Source organism: uncultured Shewanella sp. (assembly GCF_947495455.1).
Lineage (GTDB): Bacteria > Pseudomonadota > Gammaproteobacteria > Enterobacterales > Shewanellaceae > Shewanella.
In genome coordinates this window covers 1-17877 of record NZ_CANLZC010000065.1, presented here as the reverse complement: position 1 = coordinate 17877, position 17877 = coordinate 1, and the positions used below count along the sequence as shown (strand labels likewise).

Here is a 17877-nt window from a genome sequence, read left to right as displayed (position 1 = left end):
CATGCATATTCAAGTATCACGGGTATAACATACCTTATGTATACTCATTCACCCACTTAAACTCGCCATTGAACTCATTCTATCTGAAAAAATTAACTTAATCCCACTGTTTTCGTTAAAAAAACAGCATAAAATATCAATTGAAAGCAACAAAACAAAACAATTAATCAACAATAAAAAAGGTCGAATGGCCATGATATTGAAAATATCAAATTCTTCCCGTAGAAATACCATGGTTAAAAAACCCATGTTGACTTTTTCCATGATTAAAGAACCCTAATCAAGTAATGTATTTATGGCTTCTGGATATTGCATCGCAATACTATAAGTGTTTAACTTATGGTATTTAATGATTTTTATTATTTTGATCGCACCTCTAGGGTCTGTTGATCTTTGGTGATGGTTTCTGCAACAGTTTGTGGGATTCACTAAACGTGTTTTACTCTTTGTTGGAATTAAAGAAAGAGGGCTTAGATCGCTAGGCGTCATTCCTCCCGTCGCGATTAAAACACGTTTATCTGGGACATAATTTAACCACCAAAGTTCAACAGGCCCCGGCCAATACTGGAGAATGATTTTGCCTGATCCTTTAACTCAAACCATAATAAAAAGCCCGAATGATCATAGACAGTATCAATATCTCACATTAGATAATGGGTTATCGGTTTTATTAGTTGAAGATAATAAAAGCAAAATAGCAGCCGCTTCAATGGCTGTAAACGTCGGACATTTTGACGATCCGGCAACTCGCCCCGGTATGGCGCATTTTCTTGAGCACATGCTCTTTCTTGGCACTCATAAATACCCACAATCTGGTGAGTATCATCAATTCATTAATCAACATGGTGGCAGTAATAATGCTTGGACTGGCACAGAGCACACCAACTTTTTCTACGACATACACATAGATGCTTATGAAGACTCACTCGATAGATTTAGCCAATTTTTTATCAACCCACTCTTTAATCCAGAATGGGTGGACAAAGAAAGACATGCCATTGAATCAGAGTTTAGTTTAAAATTAAAAGATGATGTGCGTCGAATTTACCAAGTCCACAAAGAGACGGTAAATAGCGGCCATCCTTTTTCAAAATTCTCAGTGGGTAACCTCGAAACTCTTGGAGGGGAACCTTCTATACTGCAAGCTGAATTAGTCGCGTTTTATCAACAACATTATAGCGCTAATTTAATGACATTATGCTTAGTGGCCCCGCTATCAATAGCAAGACTCACCCATCTTGCAACACACTATTTTAGTGACATCCCCAATCATCAACTCACTAAACATTACCCTAATACTCCCCTTTACCATTCAACTGAACTTGGCCAACAAATTAATATTCGCCCTTTAAAACAACAAAGAAGACTTGGGATTTGTTTTAGCTTACCCGCTGTCGATACACTATATCAGTATAAGCCCCTGACTTTTATTAGCCATTTACTCGGTTATGAAGGGAAAGGAAGTTTATTGTCCTATTTAAAATCAGAAGGGTTAGCAATAAGCTTATCTGCAGGTGGCGGGATCCATGGGTACAATTACAAAGATTACAATATCAATATTCAACTCACCCAAAAAGGATATCAACACTTAGACGATATCATTACTACCTGCTTTGAGTATATTCAATTAATCAAAAATCATGGGTTAGAAAACTGGCGTTATCAAGAAAGGGCACAACTATTAATGCAAGCCTTTAAATATCAAGAGCCCAGTAAACCACTGGATCTTGCTAGCCATTTGAGCATTAATATGCATCATTATCCAGTGAAAGATATCATCTTTGGTGACTATCGAATGGATAAGCTTCCACTAAAGGCAACCCGTGAGTTGCTGGATCTCATGTGCCCTTCCAATATCAGGCTGCAAGTGATAGCACAAGATGTAAACACCGATACTCAAGCAAAGTGGTACCATTCCCATTATCAAATGACGCCTATTGCATCACAGCGATTAGCACAATGGAATCGAGAAGTTATTCGAAACGCTCTGACGCTTCCCACTCCCAATCCTTTTATTTCAGTCGATAAAGGCCCTAGAACACAAAAAAGCCACACTAAAATCCCCGTTATCGTTGCACAAGGAGAAGGTTACCGTATTTGGCATAAAAAAGACGATGAGTTTAATGTCCCTAAAGGCCATCTTTACTTATCTTTAGACTCAGCTCAGGCAGCAGCAAGCCCTCGTCACGCAGCCTTAACTCGACTCTATGTTGAAATGTTATTAGATTTTTTAACCGAATATACCTACCCAGCAGAAGTTGCAGGGTTAAGTTACAATATTTATCCTCATCAAGGAGGCATCACGCTACATTTGACGGGCTTTACAGGAAAACAAGAAACCCTTCTTGCGCTAATCATTAATAAAGCGCGAGAACGCAATTTTACACAGGCAAGATTTGATATCATTAAACAGCAAATACTTCGAAACTGGCATAACCATAGTCAATCTAAGCCTATTTCTCAATTGTTTACCAGTTTGACGGTGACATTACAAAAGCGAAGCTTTGAACCTGCTAGAATGGCAGAGTTTCTCGACAATATTACCTTGAAAGATCTCCATGAACATGTACGATTATTTTATGAAAAAGTCCATTTAGAAGGCCTAGTTTATGGTGACTGGTTGATCAGTGAAGTCCATTCATTAGCAAAAAGGTTAAACCATATTTTATCTTTAGTATCTTCTCCCAGTGACAGCAGTGCAAGAGAAATTATCGATTTAAGCCACCATAACACCTTAATGAGAGAGTGTATTACTTCCCATCAAGATAGCAGTATTATTGTTTATTACCAATCGGCGGTGACCAATATCAACACCATGGGATTGTTTAGTTTATTAAATCATACTATGTCCTCTTCTTTTTTCCATGAGCTACGTACCCAACGCCAACTCGGCTATATGTTAGGTACTGGATACTTACCCCTTAACCGCTACCCTGGAATGATTTTTTATATTCAATCCCCCACTAGAAGTCCATTACAACTGCTAGAAGCCATCGATCAATTCATCGCCGATTTTACCTATGCCATAATGCAAATTACTCAAGAAGATTGGGACAAAACCAAACAAGGGCTCATCAAACAATTGTTAGAACAAGATACAAACCTAAAAACTCGCAGCCAACGATATTGGGCCAGTATAGCCAATCAAGATTATCTTTTTAATCAAAGGGAAAAAGTCGCCAATTTTATCACTGACATTACTCGCGCAACGCTCATTAAATTCATCATGACAAAAATGCGCACCCAACATGCCGATAGACTGGTTCTTTTCAATACAGGCAAATCACATCAAGATCTCCCCCCATTAAAAACAAGCAATATGATAGAAGATTTACGCCTATTTAAACAAAATACCCATACACTTAGTCGTGATTAATGCGCCTTTGCGCATTAAATTTTAAACAAGATAGCAACCTTTGATCCCCTTATATTAGCCATAAACAACAAAAGATAAATATCTCGTAAAACACAAAAAATTTAGTTTAAAACACCAATTTACAACTATTTTAATTCCATTTAAAAGTCATAATATCTGTCTATAAGTGATTGATTGAGTCAAATATCCACTAAATTTGAGCCTCAAAGCTAATAAAATTTCAATAATTTTGACAAGTTCATCACTTTCTGGAAAAGTTAACCAAACTCAATATTGATTTTATTATTTCATTCAACCTAATAGATAACAGCCGTACTATGACGAATGCTTTAAAAAATACCTATGTTAATATTTTTTTATCCTTTTTACTTGTGATCCTAGCCTCAGGACAAGCTTATGCCATGTTAGAAAAGCCTGTCCCTGTTGTGCTCAATTCTAAGGTTTATAGCGTTCCCGAAGGCCTCTCACAAAGCATTATTTCCTCTATGGTTGAAGATAAAGACGGGTATCTTTGGATAGGTACCTTAAACGGCCTAAATCGATTTGATGGTAAGAACTTCAAACATTACTTTGCAAAAGATGAGCATGCAACCAATACGCATACTTCAAATGAAGTAACCAACTTGCAAAGTTCTGTCATAAAAAGCTTATTTATCGATCAACTAGACAGGTTATTTGTGGGAACGGACAAAGGCTTATCTCTCTATCATCCAGAGTTAGATAACTTTGAACCATTATTTACCCATTCTGAATTAGAAAATGCAGAAATTTGGTCCATTCAAGGCCATGGTGATAAATTACTTATCGGTACGAGACATGATATATTTACCATCGATTTCGACCTCAAAACAATAAAAAGCCTTCCACAAAATAAGTTATTCAATCGTATTGAAAAAGTCCTTCCAATAAATCAAGGATTACTGGTCAGAAACCATAATGGTGATGTCATCAAAGTGACCAATACCCAAAATAAAAAAGTTGCTCAGGATAGTATCGACATTGACTTATTTAAGTCCCAACCTGTTATTTTAAAAAAAACAGGCGTATTTAGTATTGAAAATACTAATAAAAACAAATTAAGTTATATTTATCATAATGATACTATAGTAAAAATAGATAATTTCTTTATAGGGATAACTGGAAAAAACATTTTCAAAATAGATGATAATTTAAACCATTACAGAATTGGTGAATTAACTGATGTACCTAACAACCTTAAAAACCCAGAAATAATAACATCAAAAAATGGAATATTTATCACTTCAAACAATAAAGGTTTTATCTCTTTAAACATCTATAAAAATATAATATCTACATTATTAAAAGAAAAAATAAATATATGGTCCATTACTCAAGATAATAACGAGCATATTATTGTGGCAACAGATAGCCCAGATATTAACATTTACAATTATAAAATGCAAAAAATATCAAGTCACAAAACAGAACTTTATGGCTACAAATCAATTGTTTCAATCAATGACAAAACACTAATAGCAACGTTATCTGGATTATATGAACTCAATAGAGAAAATAATAACACTAACAAATTAATTGAGGGTAAATATACAACTGTAACCGCTGGAGATGAAAAAAATACTTTCTATGCTGGTAGTGCCGATGGCAAGGTTATCTTTTTCAAAAAAAATAAAGTAATAAAAATAACTATAGATAACAAAAGCCCAGTTTATCAAATAATGCACGATAATAATATTTTATGGGTTGCGACTCAAGGAGGGTTATTCAGATTGTCAATAACAAAAGATGACTATCAGGTCAAAAAAGTCTTTTCATCTGATATGGCAACCAGCATCAGTAAAGATAACAACAGTATTTATTTCGGCACTCGAACATCTCTTCTCAAATACAATAAACTCACTGGGAAAATAAAAAAAGTCTTCAGCAATAACAAGTCAATATATGCAATTAAAAAAGTAGAACAGAATATTGTCGCTACCTCTATGCAAGAAGTCATATTTTTTAATACTGAAACGCAAAAAAGCTATACACTCTCCCATGAAAATGGCAGCCAAAATGAATATAATTCACAAGCGATTCTAAATTTCAATAATCACTTACTGCTCGGTGGTATCGAAGGCATTAGTCTAATATCTCCCAAAGAAATCGAAACCTACATAAATAATAGCCAACCCATAAAAACAGACTTTACCGATTTTTCAATTTTAAACATTAAAGAGAAAGTTGGCGGCGGAGTTCTAAATAATACACTAAATAGTACAAATAATATCACTTTGAAACATTCCGACTATCCTTTTACATTCGAATTTAATAGCCCTGGCAGCGCTTATCAAAACATAGAGTATGTCTATCAAATGCAAGGGCTATCGGATAATTGGATTTCCACCCAAGGAAATCTTGCCGCCACTTACACCAATTTATCACCTGGACACTATACCTTTAATGTTTATGCTATCGATCCCATTAGCGGCACACCAGGCCCAATACGTAAAATGGGCATAGATATCACCCCTCCTTGGTGGCTTAGCAATAAAGCCAAAGTCCTTTATTGTCTAACGGCACTCTTTTTATCACTGCTCATTATCAAAACGGCCATTCGCAGACGAGAAATACAGCAACGTATAGTAAAAAGTGAAGAGCGATTAAAACTATCACTTTGGGGCAGCGGCGATGAAATGTGGGACTGGGATATCAAAGCCGATAAAATATATCGCTCCAATATTTGGGGGGATCTGGCCTTTCCAAGAGATGGCAAGAGAATGAACCAAAACGATAAGGCCAGTAACATTCACCCCATGGATTTAATCAGAGTTGCTGAGGCCCTCAGTGCCCACCTTAAAGGAAAAACCACCCACTTTGAAGCGGCTTATCGCGTGCAAGGAACAAAAGACAATTGGATTTGGATCTTAGACAGGGCCAAAGTGGTAGAACGTGACGATGATAAGCAAGCTTTGCGCATGACTGGAACCATCAAAAATATCAGTCATTTTAAACAAACTGAAGAACAACTCAGGTTATTTGAACGAGCCATTCAAAACATCTCCGAGGGCATGTTTATATTAGATGAAAACTTCACCTTTGTAGAAGTCAACCAAGCATGTTGTCAGTTGTTAATGCACTCAAAAGAAGCGTTTTTAGGTAAGATCCTCACCTTTGATCGGTATCCAAAAAGTTTTTCAAAACAAATTCGCAATATTTTACAACAGCAAGGCCGCTGGAGCAGTGAAATTGAAACCAGTCGCCACAATAAAGAAATATTTTTAATGGCATTGAGCATCGATGCCATTTACGATGAACAAAACCAACTGTCCCATTATGTCGGCATTTTTTCAGATATCTCCAGACGTAAGCAGCAAGAAGAAGAGCTCAGGCAACTCACTAACAATGACGCCTTAACCCACTTGCCGAACCGCTCTAATTTAATGGTCACCTTAGGCAACTTAGTCAAACGCGATTCTCACCATACTCTAATGGTGTTAGATCTCGATAATTTTAAAAAAATTAACGACTCTATGGGCCATCAAGTGGGAGATCAACTTCTGGTCATGGTCAGTAAACGCATCAAAGATTCTGTGCCTTACCAAACAGGCATTTATCGCCTCGGCGGCGATGAATTTGCCATTCTAGTGGATAACAACCCAGATATAGGCTCCAGTGCCATCATAGCTAAAAATGTCATCGAAAGCTTTAATGCTCCCTTTGAACTGAACAATGAAGCCGTGGTTGTTGGCCTCAGCATTGGCATTGTCTTGTATCCAGAAGACGACCAAAATGAGCAAGCATTATTACGTAAAGCCGATATTGCCATGTATCATGCTAAATCAGCTGGCGGTAATCGCTATCAATTTTACTCAGAAGCGTTAAACCGCAATGCGATGCGCCGTTTAGAAGTCGAAACCTTAATACGGGAAGGGTTAAGAAAAGATCTCTTTGAGGTTTACTACCAACCTAAAATAAAACTCTCAACAGGCAAAATCATTGGCATGGAAGCCCTTGTTCGCCTTAATCACCCAGAGCACGGCCTGATTTCTCCCCTTGATTTTATTCCCCTTGCCGAAGAAAATGGCTTAATCATAGACATAGGCGAGCTAGTACTAAAAAAAGCCTGTTTTGCTGCTCAGCAATGGCGAATTCAAGGCTTGTTTAATGGCCGAGTGGCAGTGAACCTGTCCTCGAAACAATTTACTTTGCCAGATCTTCAGCAGCGCATCGCCTCTATTTTACGTTTAACGCAGCTGCCAGCCATGAATCTGGAACTAGAGATCACCGAAGGCACAGTGATCCATGATCCTGAAGCAGCCATTAACGTCATGGAGCAATTAAATAAAATGGGAATAAGCTTAGCGCTGGATGATTTTGGTACGGGTTACTCGTCTTTGTCATACTTAAAGCGCTTTCCTATTCATACCTTAAAAATCGACAAAGCCTTTATTGATGATATTGATAAATCAGATAAAGACCTAAAAATGGTCGACTCAATCATCACTATGGCCCATAACATGGGGCTGTCTGTCGTCGCCGAAGGAGTAGAGCACAGTTCACAGCTGAGTATTTTAAAAGCGCTAAAGTGTGAATACATTCAAGGCTATATTTACGATAAACCTATGCCTTTAGCCCAATATACTCAAAGATTAAAAGTTGAAAATCCGCATATCACTGGGCAAAGCAATATAATGGATCATCTCAACATACACAGTTACTCTAAAGGGGTAAAATAATGTTCCTAATACAATTACGTAAAGCAGAATATATAAACGATGAAGAATATAATGAACACAAAAAATACAAGTTCAAAAACAATTTTTAACAACAATGTGAAAAATGGCATAGCATATGCTTAGTTTATATCTGTTACAAAACGTCAATAAAAAATATAACGCTATTATAAATACATTAGGGATATCAAATGAACACATTAGTTAAAGTCATTCAAGTCAAGGCTATAATCGCAATTGTTAGCTTTTCATCAGCTGCCTTTTCATCAACAAATTTACAAAACGCTGCAAACAAAGTCGATAATCATACTGACAACCATGAGCAATGTGAACATCCTATTATCAGCCAATTCCCAATTGTTGTTTTTTGATTGAAATTTAATACTTCAATATATCAATATAGGCTATTTTCACATTGTCTCATTGCTACATATTGACTGTATAAGATACATTTCTTATACAGTCATATTTATTCTTAAATCTTATCAAAACAATTAAAATCTTTTTCATTCAGCGACCACATTTTATTATATATTCACTATGTTGAATATATAATAAAATGTAGTCAATATAGGTTTTCAGTAATAACCTAACGATGTAGTCATTTCATGTATTGATTAATAATAAAATGGATTAATAATAAAATGGATTAATGTCAATTAACTGACCATTTACTTACAAGTAAGCAAAATTATATTTAATCAGCGTCAAAAATACTGACGTTGGCCAGCAACGCCCTTGCGATTAAAATGACTTTTCACCTTAGTCACGGCAATTCAAGTTTCTTGCAATCTGGTGAGTTTGCCAACTTCGCTAAACGAACAAAAAAAGCGACGCATTTGCGCCGCTTTGAGTCATCATTTTAGGATTTTCAATAAAGGATTACAGCTCAAAAAAACGGCTTTTATTTTCGGCCATATCCACCAGCATTTGACAAGGCTCAAAACGCGATCCAAATTGCGTTTTGTAATCATTGAGAATAGACACTAACTTGCCTGCCCCTAATGTATCGATATAGCGGAAAGGTCCACCGAGGAATGGCGGGAAACCAATACCAAAAATAGCGCCAATATCACCATCTCTTGGGCAAGCAATAATCTTCTCTTCTAAACAACGTACGGCTTCATTGAGCATTTGCACCACACAACGCTGAGCTATTTCATCTATACTCGCATTCGTCCCAGGCGTTAAACCCAATACCTGATAAACACTCCCATCCACTTCTTTCTTCTTTTTCTTGGCCTTAGCTTTATTGTATAAATAGAAACCTTTCTGGTTTTTACGCCCTTTTCGATCGTCCGCTATCAGAGCATCAAAGGCTGATGGCGCTTTAAATCGCTCTCCCAATTCTGCTTCCAAAATTGGCGATATTTTGGCACCAACATCAATACCCACTTCATCGAGCAAGGTCATTGGCCCAACAGGGAAACCAAATTTAACCAACGCCTTATCTAAATGATCCACACTTTGGCCTTCCAGCAACAACGCTGCAGCTTCATTCATATATAAGGCTAAAATACGATTCACATAAAAACCTGCACCATCTTGAACCACAATGGGTGTCTTACCTTGTTTACGGGCAAAAGCCACTGTCGTCGCAATCGTTTCTGGCGAGGTTTTAGCGTGAGCAATCACTTCTACCAGCGGCATTTTCTCGACCGGTGAGAAATAATGCAATCCAATAACATTTTCAGGACGCGTCGCCGCCTCTGCAATCTGACTGATGGGTAATGAAGACGTATTTGAAGCAAAAATAGTAGACTCAGAACACTCACGTTCAATATCTTTCACCATTTGATGTTTAAGAGCTAAATCTTCAAAAACCGCTTCAACGACAATATCGGCATTTTTAACGCCAGTAAAATCTGTGCTCGTGGTCATCAATGCCATCACATTATCACGCACAGCTGGCGTCATATGGCGCCTTTTAACGCCTTTATCCAATAATTTATAAGCATAAGACAAAGCATTACTTAAGCCTTTTTGATTGATATCTTTAACGCGAACAGGTATTTTCGCTTTACTGCACGTCACAGAAGCAATCCCGCCCCCCATTAGCCCACCACCCAGCACCATGGCCTTTTTAATCTCTTTAGGTTGCACATCCCCAGCACCAGTTTCTTTTTTCATCTCTGTGGTCGCAAAAAAGAGGCTGCGTAATGCTGCCGACTCTTGAGATACCACTAACTCTGAAAATGACTGGGCTTCAACCGCTAATCCTTTCGTTAATCCTTTTGCCATGCCTTGACGAACACAATGAATAATTTTCGCTGGAGCAGGATAATTACCTTGAGTCTTCTTAGCCACTTGTTTGCCGGCTTGATCGAAAATGATATTACGACCAACACTGGTGCCTTCTAACACACGCTCCATTAATGGCTTTTTCTTTTTAGCCCGTTTTTTGCCTTTGAGCGCCATGTTCACGGCTGTTTCAAGCAAAATAGACTTGGGTACCATATCGTCTACAAGCCCCATTTTAAGGGCTTGTTTAGGTCTGACTTGTTTACCCGTTAGCATCAAATCAAGCGACTTCGCCACACCCACTAATCTCGGTAATCTTTGCGTTCCTCCACCACCAGGCAACAAACCTAGCTGCACTTCAGGAAGGCCCATTAAGGTTTTTTTACTATCACTACAAACACGTTGATGACAGGCCAGTGCCAACTCTAATCCACCACCTAAACATACACCGTGTATTGCCGCCACCACAGGAATATTCAGTCCTTCCAGCTCATTGAAAACCACATGGCCTTCTGTGGATACGATTTTCGCATCTTTAGCCGTTCGGCAAGCATCGAGCATACTAATATCGGCGCCCGCCACAAAGGAATCTTTTTTTCCAGACACCAGCACTAAGCCTTTAATTTGACTATCGCTTTTGATTTCATTAAGCACATCTCGAATTTCAGGGCCAAACTCGGCTCTAAGGGTGTTCATTGTTTCACCCGGCACATCCATGGTTAAAACGGCAATGCCATCTTCACGGCGGGTTAAATTAAATGTTTTTGTCATCAGTCTTACTCCACTTCAACTATCATGGCAGTCCCTAAACCCCCTGCCGCACATGCTGTTGCTAATCCTGTTCCGCCGCCCCGTCTTTTTAATTCGCGGCAAACTTGTGTCACCAAACGTGTCCCCGTTGCCGCGAAGGGATGACCATAGGCAAGCGATCCCCCCAATACATTAAATTTATCCATATCGATCTGACCAATAGCACGATTACGACCTAATTTTTCTTGTGCAAACTTTTTCGACTCAAACATTTGCATGTTAGCAAGTGATTGCGCCGCAAAGGCTTCATGCATTTCAATTAAGGTCAAATCTTCAAGTTCCATACCCGCTCTTTTCAACGCAATAGGTGTGGCATAAGAAGGACCCATTAGCATGTCCTGCCATACATCAATGGCGCAATGAGCATAACTTTTTATATAACCTAAGGGGTCATAGCCTAAGGCTTTTGCATGACCTTCGCTCATCAATAACACAGCAGAGGCACCATCGGTTAAAGGAGTACTATTAGCCGCTGTCACTGTACCGTGTTTACGATCAAATGCAGGACGTAACTTGGCATAAGATGCCAGCTTAGAATTGGTACGAATATTGTTATCACGCTCAATAAATTGCTTATATGGAGGCACATGAGCCGTCATCACTTCATCATTAAGTTTGCCCGAATCCCATGTTTGTGTGGCGAGAGTATGTGAACGATGAGCTAATGCATCTTGATCCGCTCGACTAATATTATAGGTCTTAGCCATTTGTTCAGCCGTTTGCCCCATAGATAAACCAGTAGAGTATTCAGCCACAGCGGGAGGCACAGGTAATAAATCTTTCAGTCCAAGACGGCGAAAAATAGCCAGTTTTTGCTTAAAAGTCCGTGCTTTATTCAAATCAACCAGCGCATGGGCAAGTTTAGTCGAGACCCCTATTGGCAATACAGATGAAGAATCGGAACCACCAGCAACACCAATATCCATATTGCCCGTCATAATCGACTCAGCAACACTGATCGCAGACTGGAAACTGGTCGCACAGGCACGCGTCACGCTATAAGCATCGGTATGGACATTCATACCTGTTCCTAAAACAATCTCTCTTGCGATGTTAGGTGCCTTAGGCATTTGCACCACTTGTCCGAACACAAGTTGTTCAATTAATTTTGGATCCAGATCAGAGCGAGTGATGAGTTCATTCACAACCATCTTCCCCATATCCAGCGCTGAAACACCATGAAAAGCGGTTGCCTGTTTTGCAAAAGGCGTACGTAAGCCTGATACAATTGCAATCCGCTCGCCTTTGGCATTTGTTACCTGTTGTCTATCACTCATTTGTCGCCCTCTTATTCATCTTATCTAAAAAATCTAGATATTTTATGTCCTTGCTTAACCAAATTTCACCTTTGAAACAGGTCAGACCATCAAAGTGGACTCTGATTCTACCTTCTAAACCATAAGTTTTAAACACTTGTTCATCTTTTAACACTAGCCAAAGCCTAGAAAAATTATTTATTATAAGGGGCATTAAGGATTATTTTGAAAAATAAACGAGTATCATCATGCCTTTAAGTCAATTTCATGCATTACGCGCTTACTTGGATAGTGTCATTCTAGGACAACCTAGCCTCACAGAAAATTTACTCATCGCCTTGATTGCCGACGGACATTTACTCGTTGAAGGCCCACCGGGATTGGCAAAAACCCGTGCAGTCAAAGCCTTATGTGAAGGGGTAGAAGGTGATTTTCATCGTGTACAATTCACTCCAGATCTTTTGCCCGCCGATCTAACGGGTACCGATATTTACCGTGCTCAAACCGGTGATTTCGAATTTGAATCCGGCCCTATTTTTCACAATCTCATTCTTGCAGATGAAATTAACCGCGCCCCCGCCAAAGTGCAATCTGCACTGTTAGAAGCCATGGCCGAAGGTCAAGTCACAGTGGGAAAACACAGCTATTCATTACCGGATTTATTTTTGGTAATGGCCACACAAAACCCACTTGAAAATGAAGGGACCTATCCCCTTCCTGAAGCTCAGCTAGATCGATTTTTAATGCATTTAAACCTCGACTACCCTGATGCAGAAACAGAGCTTAAAATCATGCGAATGTCTCGTAAAGAGGCACTTAAACACGACATTCCCCATACCAATCCAATCAGCCAAAAAGATATCTTCACCGCAAGAGATCAAGCATTAGAAATTTACCTCGCTGAACCCTTAGAGCAATACATAGTGAATATTATTATGGCCACGAGGCAACCAGAAGCCTACAGTAGCCAACTGAGCAGTTGGCTAGAATACGGTGTCAGCCCTCGTACCAGTTTGTCTCTTGAGCGATGTGCACGTGCTAGAGCCTATTTGTATGAAAGAGACTTTGTCTCTCCTGAGGATATTCAAGCGGTTGCACCTAATGTACTTAGACACAGACTGCTGCTCAGCTACCAAGCTCAAGCCGAAGGAGTAACACCTGACAGTGTTATAGAACATATTTTATCTCAAGTTGCAGTCCCTTAGAGGTGAAATAGAGTATGAGGAAGCCTCAAAAAACCCGCATCAATGCGGCCAATACTCATCCCATAGAGAATAAGTTGCCCCTGTTTTCAAATGGCGTCAACCTAACAGACAAAGAGTTATTGGCTTGCCAGACGCTAGCGCAAGCCTTACCGGAAAAACGTGCTCGAGCAAAAGCAAGTTTAGCGGGTCATCGTGCCAGCGCCATTAAAGGCCGAGGGATGGAATTTGCTGAAGTCAGGCAATATCAAAATGGCGATGATGTGCGCACCATTGATTGGCGCGTGACGGCTCGTACAGGCAAAACTCACACTAAGCTCTTTGTGGAAGAGCGTGAGCGCCCCATCATCATCTTATTGGATTTAAGCCATAGCTTGTATTTTGGTTCCAGCTTATTGCTTCAATCAGTGCAAGCCGCACATTTAGCGACCACACTGGCATGGAATGCCATTAATCATGGCGATAAAGTCGGCGCGTTAATTGCCAGTGAACACGCTCATATTGAGCTTAAGCCTCGAAGTCGCCAGCAAGGCATATTGCAACTGGTTTCTAATTTAAAACAAGTGCACAGTGAGCAGCTTTCGCAATTATCAACTCAAGAGCGCGATCCTGATCACATGTTTCATGCTTGTCAGCGCTTACGTCGACTGGCTAAACCGGGTTCTTTAATTTGGATCATCAGCGATGGCAGTCATTTTACTCCCTCTTGCTTAGCCCCTTTATCTGAACTGAAACGACATTGTGATATGGGTGCCTTTTTAATTACCGATCCTCTCAGGCAAGGAAAGCTGACTTTACCTAAACAATTTCAGCTACCCGTCATAGAAGGAAACAAAAAAATATTACTCGATAGAAAAGGTTACGATCAGTGGCTAGCGTCTCAATTAAGCACTCAAAGACACTTTTTTGACATGATGGATAAGCTTAACATCGACACTCGTTCAATCGATTCAGGACTGCGGCTCAATGAACAGCTAGGAGCATTTCGATAATGTCAGTAACCCCTAATCCAGCACTAGCCAGTTTAAAAGATATTCACCTTCCAACGGCTATTGGTCATTGGCCACTTCCTATAGGATACTGGATAGTCATTGTTATTAGCATCATTGTATTGTGTCTTATCGGTATATTCACCCTCAAGCGCCTTAAATACACTGCCGCTAAACGTGAAGCACTCAGTCAATTAGCAGCTTTGCAACCTGGAGAGGAATATTTTGCAATTCAAGTCAATAGTATTTTGAAACGCGCCGCAATGAGTTATGTTCCTCGACATCAAATCGCCTCCTTAGAAGGAACAGCTTGGTACCACTGGCTAACGCAACAAAGCGATATTCCTCAGCTAAGCCAATTACTTGATAATCGATATCAAGCCGCGCCTTTAAGTGTCACCGAGCAATTAACACTGAAAACCGTCGCGAAAAAATGGCTGGTTAATAGCCTCCCGATCAAAATTGATACCGCACAAAAAGAAAAAATGCATTCAGCGTCAAAGGAGCCAATATGTTAACCTTAGCTTGGCCTTGGCTACTCATTTTACTGCCACTTCCTTTCATTATTCGAAAAAAGTCGCAATCATCTGAACAAGGTGGTCATCTACATTTATCCGGTATCGACCCCCTGTCACTGCAATCATCAAGCATAAAACAGAGCCTCACTCGAAAACGATATTGGTTGATTTGGATATTACTCGTATTAAGTGCCGCACGTCCATTATGGATGGGCGATCCCATTGATTTACCCGCGAAAGGACGGGATTTAATGCTCTCTGTCGATTTATCCGGCAGTATGCAAATTGAAGACATGCAAATCAATGGACAAAACGTCGATCGTTTTACCTTAGTTCAGCACGTACTAAGCAACTTCATTGAAAGACGAAAAGGCGATCGTATTGGGCTTATCTTATTTGCCGATCATGCGTATTTACAATCACCACTGACATTAGACAGGCGCAGTGTCGCACAATTTCTCACTGAGGCACAAATCGGCCTCGTGGGTAAACAAACCGCTATAGGTGAGGCAATCGCGCTGGCAGTAAAACGTTTTGATAATATCGATAAGAGTAACCGAGTGCTGATCTTACTTACCGATGGTTCAAATAATGCAGGCAGTATCAGTCCCGAACAAGCCGCAGCTATCGCCGCCAAAAGAGGCGTTAAAATATACACTGTTGGGATCGGAGCCGATGTCATGGAGCGGCGAACCCTGTTTGGCACCGAGCGGGTTAACCCTTCAATGGATCTTGACGAAACTCAGCTAAAATCCATCGCCAACACTACAGGGGGTCGCTATTTTAGAGCGAGAAACCCACAAGAATTGCAACAAATTTATCAAGAAATTGATAAATTAGAACCTATTAGCCGCGATCAATTAACTTATCGCCCACAATCAGAATTATTCTATTGGCCATTAAGCATGGCTTTATTTGTCAGTATCTTGATAGCACTCAGCTATTTACCTTGGTTTCAAAGTTTTACTTTTCGCCAAGGAGCAAACAGTGAAGCCAATCAACAAAATACTGAAGAAGGAAGGTCGTGATGTTACATTTTTTACGCCCAGAATGGTTTTTAGCACTTTTACCTTTACTCGCTATTTTATTATTACTTTGGAAAAATAATAAAATTAACACCCACTGGGAACGCTATATCTCTCCCCATTTAGCAAAAGTCTTGATCAGTGGCGCAGGTGCTAGCCAAAAACATCAGCTGAGTATTTTAAGTCTCACTTGGTTTATTGCTGTGCTGGCGCTCTCGGGACCTGCTTTAACCAAAAAAGCACTCCCCGTATTTCAAACCGATCAAGGTCGTGTGCTGATCATGGATATGTCTTTATCTATGTATGCAACAGATTTAAAACCGAATCGATTGTCACAAGCTAAATATAAAGCTACCGACTTTCTCAATGCCGTCTCTGAGGGAGAAACGGCATTAATCGCCTACTCAGGAGAAGCTTTTACCATTAGTCCATTAACACGTGACAATGCCACCTTATTAAATTTACTGCCCACGTTATCTCCCTCGATTATGCCAGTCAGAGGTTCAAACGTAACAGAAGCCTTATTAAAAGCAAAGACCTTACTCACCCAAGCTGGGCATGTTAAAGGGGATATTATTCTCTTCACTGACGGCATTAACCGCAACCAGCTCAATGACGCGAAAGCCCAACTTGCTGGCACTCAATATCGTCTCGCCATTCTGGCTTTTGGTACACAACAAGGCGCCCCCATCTCATTACCCGATGGACAACTGCTTAGAGATAAGAGTGACAATGTTGTCATTGCAAAAACCGATGACAATTTACTCAAAAAACTCGCCAACGCCAGTGATGGCACTCTGATCCTCGCCCGTGCCGATGGACAAGATATTACGCAATTAAAGCAATGGTTAGCTCATACTCAAGAAGCCAAAGCCACGCAAGTCAGTGGCGAAACTTGGCAAGATCTTGGCCCCTTCATTGCGTTATTACTGTTACTCCCAGCCTTATTGAGTTTTCGTTATGGCCTAATTTGTGCACTCTTTTTCACTAGCTTCTATCAGATCAAGCCTGTTGAAGCCGCCACTTGGAATGATTTATGGCAAACTGCCGATCAACAAGGCATGCAAGCTTACCAAGCCCAAGACTATGGCTTAGCAGCGAAAGACTTTGAACATGAACAATGGAAGGCCAGTGCACTCTACAAAGAAGGGCAATATGATCAAGCACTTGAATTGTTCAAAAAAGATAACACTGCCATGGGATTCTATAATCAAGGCAATGCACTCATGCAGTTAAACCAATACAGCGAAGCTAAAAAAACCTATCAAGAGGCACTATCTAAAGCGCCTGATAATAAGGATATCAAAGCCAATTTGGCCTTAGCAGAACAGCTTGAAAAACAGCAAGAACAACAAAAACAGCAGGACCAGCAAAATCAGCAGGACCAGCAAAATCAGCAGAACCAGCAAAGTCAACAGGACCAGCAAAGTCAGCAAGACCAACAAAGTCAGCAAGACCAACAAAGTCAGCAAGACCAGCAAAGTCAGCAGGACCAGCAAAGTCAGCAGGACCAGCAAGGTCAGCAAGACCAACAAAGTCAGCAAGGTCAGCAAGGTCAGCAAGACCAACAAAGTCAGCAAGGTCAGCAAGGTCAGCAAGGTCAGCAAGGTCAGCAAGGTCAGCAAGGTCAGCAAGACCAACAAAGTCAGCAAGACCAACAAAGTCAGCAAGACCAACAAAGTCAGCAAGGTCAGCAAGACCAACAAAGTCAGCAAGACCAACAAAGTCAGCAAGACCAACAAAGTCAGCAAGACCAACAAAGTCAG

The 17877-nt window shown here is 40.0% G+C and carries 11 protein-coding genes; 8 read left to right on the top strand and 3 right to left on the bottom strand.

Translation table 11 applies throughout. The annotated features are described in order from the left end of the window. Positions 1-48: 48 nt before the first annotated feature. Complete coding sequence (locus Q0791_RS16005; protein ID WP_299008468.1) at positions 49-264, bottom strand: hypothetical protein; 216 nt, start codon at positions 262-264, stop codon at positions 49-51. 313 nt (positions 265-577) lie between these two features. On the opposite strand from Q0791_RS16005, the gene Q0791_RS16000 reads away from it, so the two are divergent. The 3 genes from Q0791_RS16000 (at position 578) to Q0791_RS15990 (ending at position 8441) form a co-directional block, all read left to right on the top strand. Continuing rightward, positions 578-3376, top strand: a complete 2799-nt coding sequence (locus Q0791_RS16000) for an insulinase family protein (RefSeq protein ID WP_299008466.1) — start codon at positions 578-580, stop codon at positions 3374-3376. Between the two features lie 317 nt (positions 3377-3693). Then, on the top strand, positions 3694-8073 hold the full coding sequence (locus Q0791_RS15995; protein ID WP_299008465.1) for an EAL domain-containing protein: 4380 nt from the start codon (positions 3694-3696) through the stop codon (positions 8071-8073). A gap of 188 nt (positions 8074-8261) precedes the next feature. Then, positions 8262-8441 carry a hypothetical protein gene (locus Q0791_RS15990; protein ID WP_299008464.1) on the top strand — a complete coding sequence of 60 codons (180 nt, stop codon included), beginning with the start codon at positions 8262-8264 and terminating at the stop codon, positions 8439-8441. A 511-nt stretch (positions 8442-8952) separates the two neighbouring features. On the opposite strand, the gene fadJ is transcribed toward Q0791_RS15990, so the two are convergent. Next, positions 8953-11082, bottom strand: coding sequence for a fatty acid oxidation complex subunit alpha FadJ (fadJ, locus tag Q0791_RS15985; protein WP_299008462.1), 2130 nt, complete (start codon positions 11080-11082; stop codon positions 8953-8955). A gap of 5 nt (positions 11083-11087) precedes the next feature. Beyond that, complete coding sequence (fadI, locus tag Q0791_RS15980; protein ID WP_299008460.1) at positions 11088-12398, bottom strand: acetyl-CoA C-acyltransferase FadI; 1311 nt, start codon at positions 12396-12398, stop codon at positions 11088-11090. A gap of 227 nt (positions 12399-12625) precedes the next feature. On the opposite strand from fadI, the gene Q0791_RS15975 reads away from it, so the two are divergent. The 5 genes from Q0791_RS15975 to Q0791_RS15955 form a co-directional block, all read left to right on the top strand. Continuing rightward, positions 12626-13582: a MoxR family ATPase gene (locus tag Q0791_RS15975; protein WP_299008458.1), complete on the top strand. Its 957-nt coding sequence runs from the start codon at positions 12626-12628 to the stop codon at positions 13580-13582. 14 nt (positions 13583-13596) lie between these two features. Next, positions 13597-14571, top strand: a complete 975-nt coding sequence (locus Q0791_RS15970) for a DUF58 domain-containing protein (RefSeq protein WP_299008456.1) — start codon at positions 13597-13599, stop codon at positions 14569-14571. Continuing rightward, positions 14571-15086, top strand: coding sequence for a DUF4381 domain-containing protein (locus tag Q0791_RS15965; RefSeq protein ID WP_299008453.1), 516 nt, complete (start codon positions 14571-14573; stop codon positions 15084-15086). Before Q0791_RS15970 ends, Q0791_RS15965 begins: the two co-directional genes overlap by 1 nt. Further along, positions 15080-16114, top strand: a complete 1035-nt coding sequence (locus Q0791_RS15960; protein ID WP_299008450.1) for a VWA domain-containing protein — start codon at positions 15080-15082, stop codon at positions 16112-16114. The genes Q0791_RS15965 and Q0791_RS15960 overlap by 7 nt, the downstream gene beginning before the upstream one ends. Further along, the coding region (locus tag Q0791_RS15955; RefSeq protein ID WP_299008502.1) for a VWA domain-containing protein at positions 16114-17877 on the top strand (1764 nt) is incomplete at its 3' end. The genes Q0791_RS15960 and Q0791_RS15955, both read left to right, overlap by 1 nt.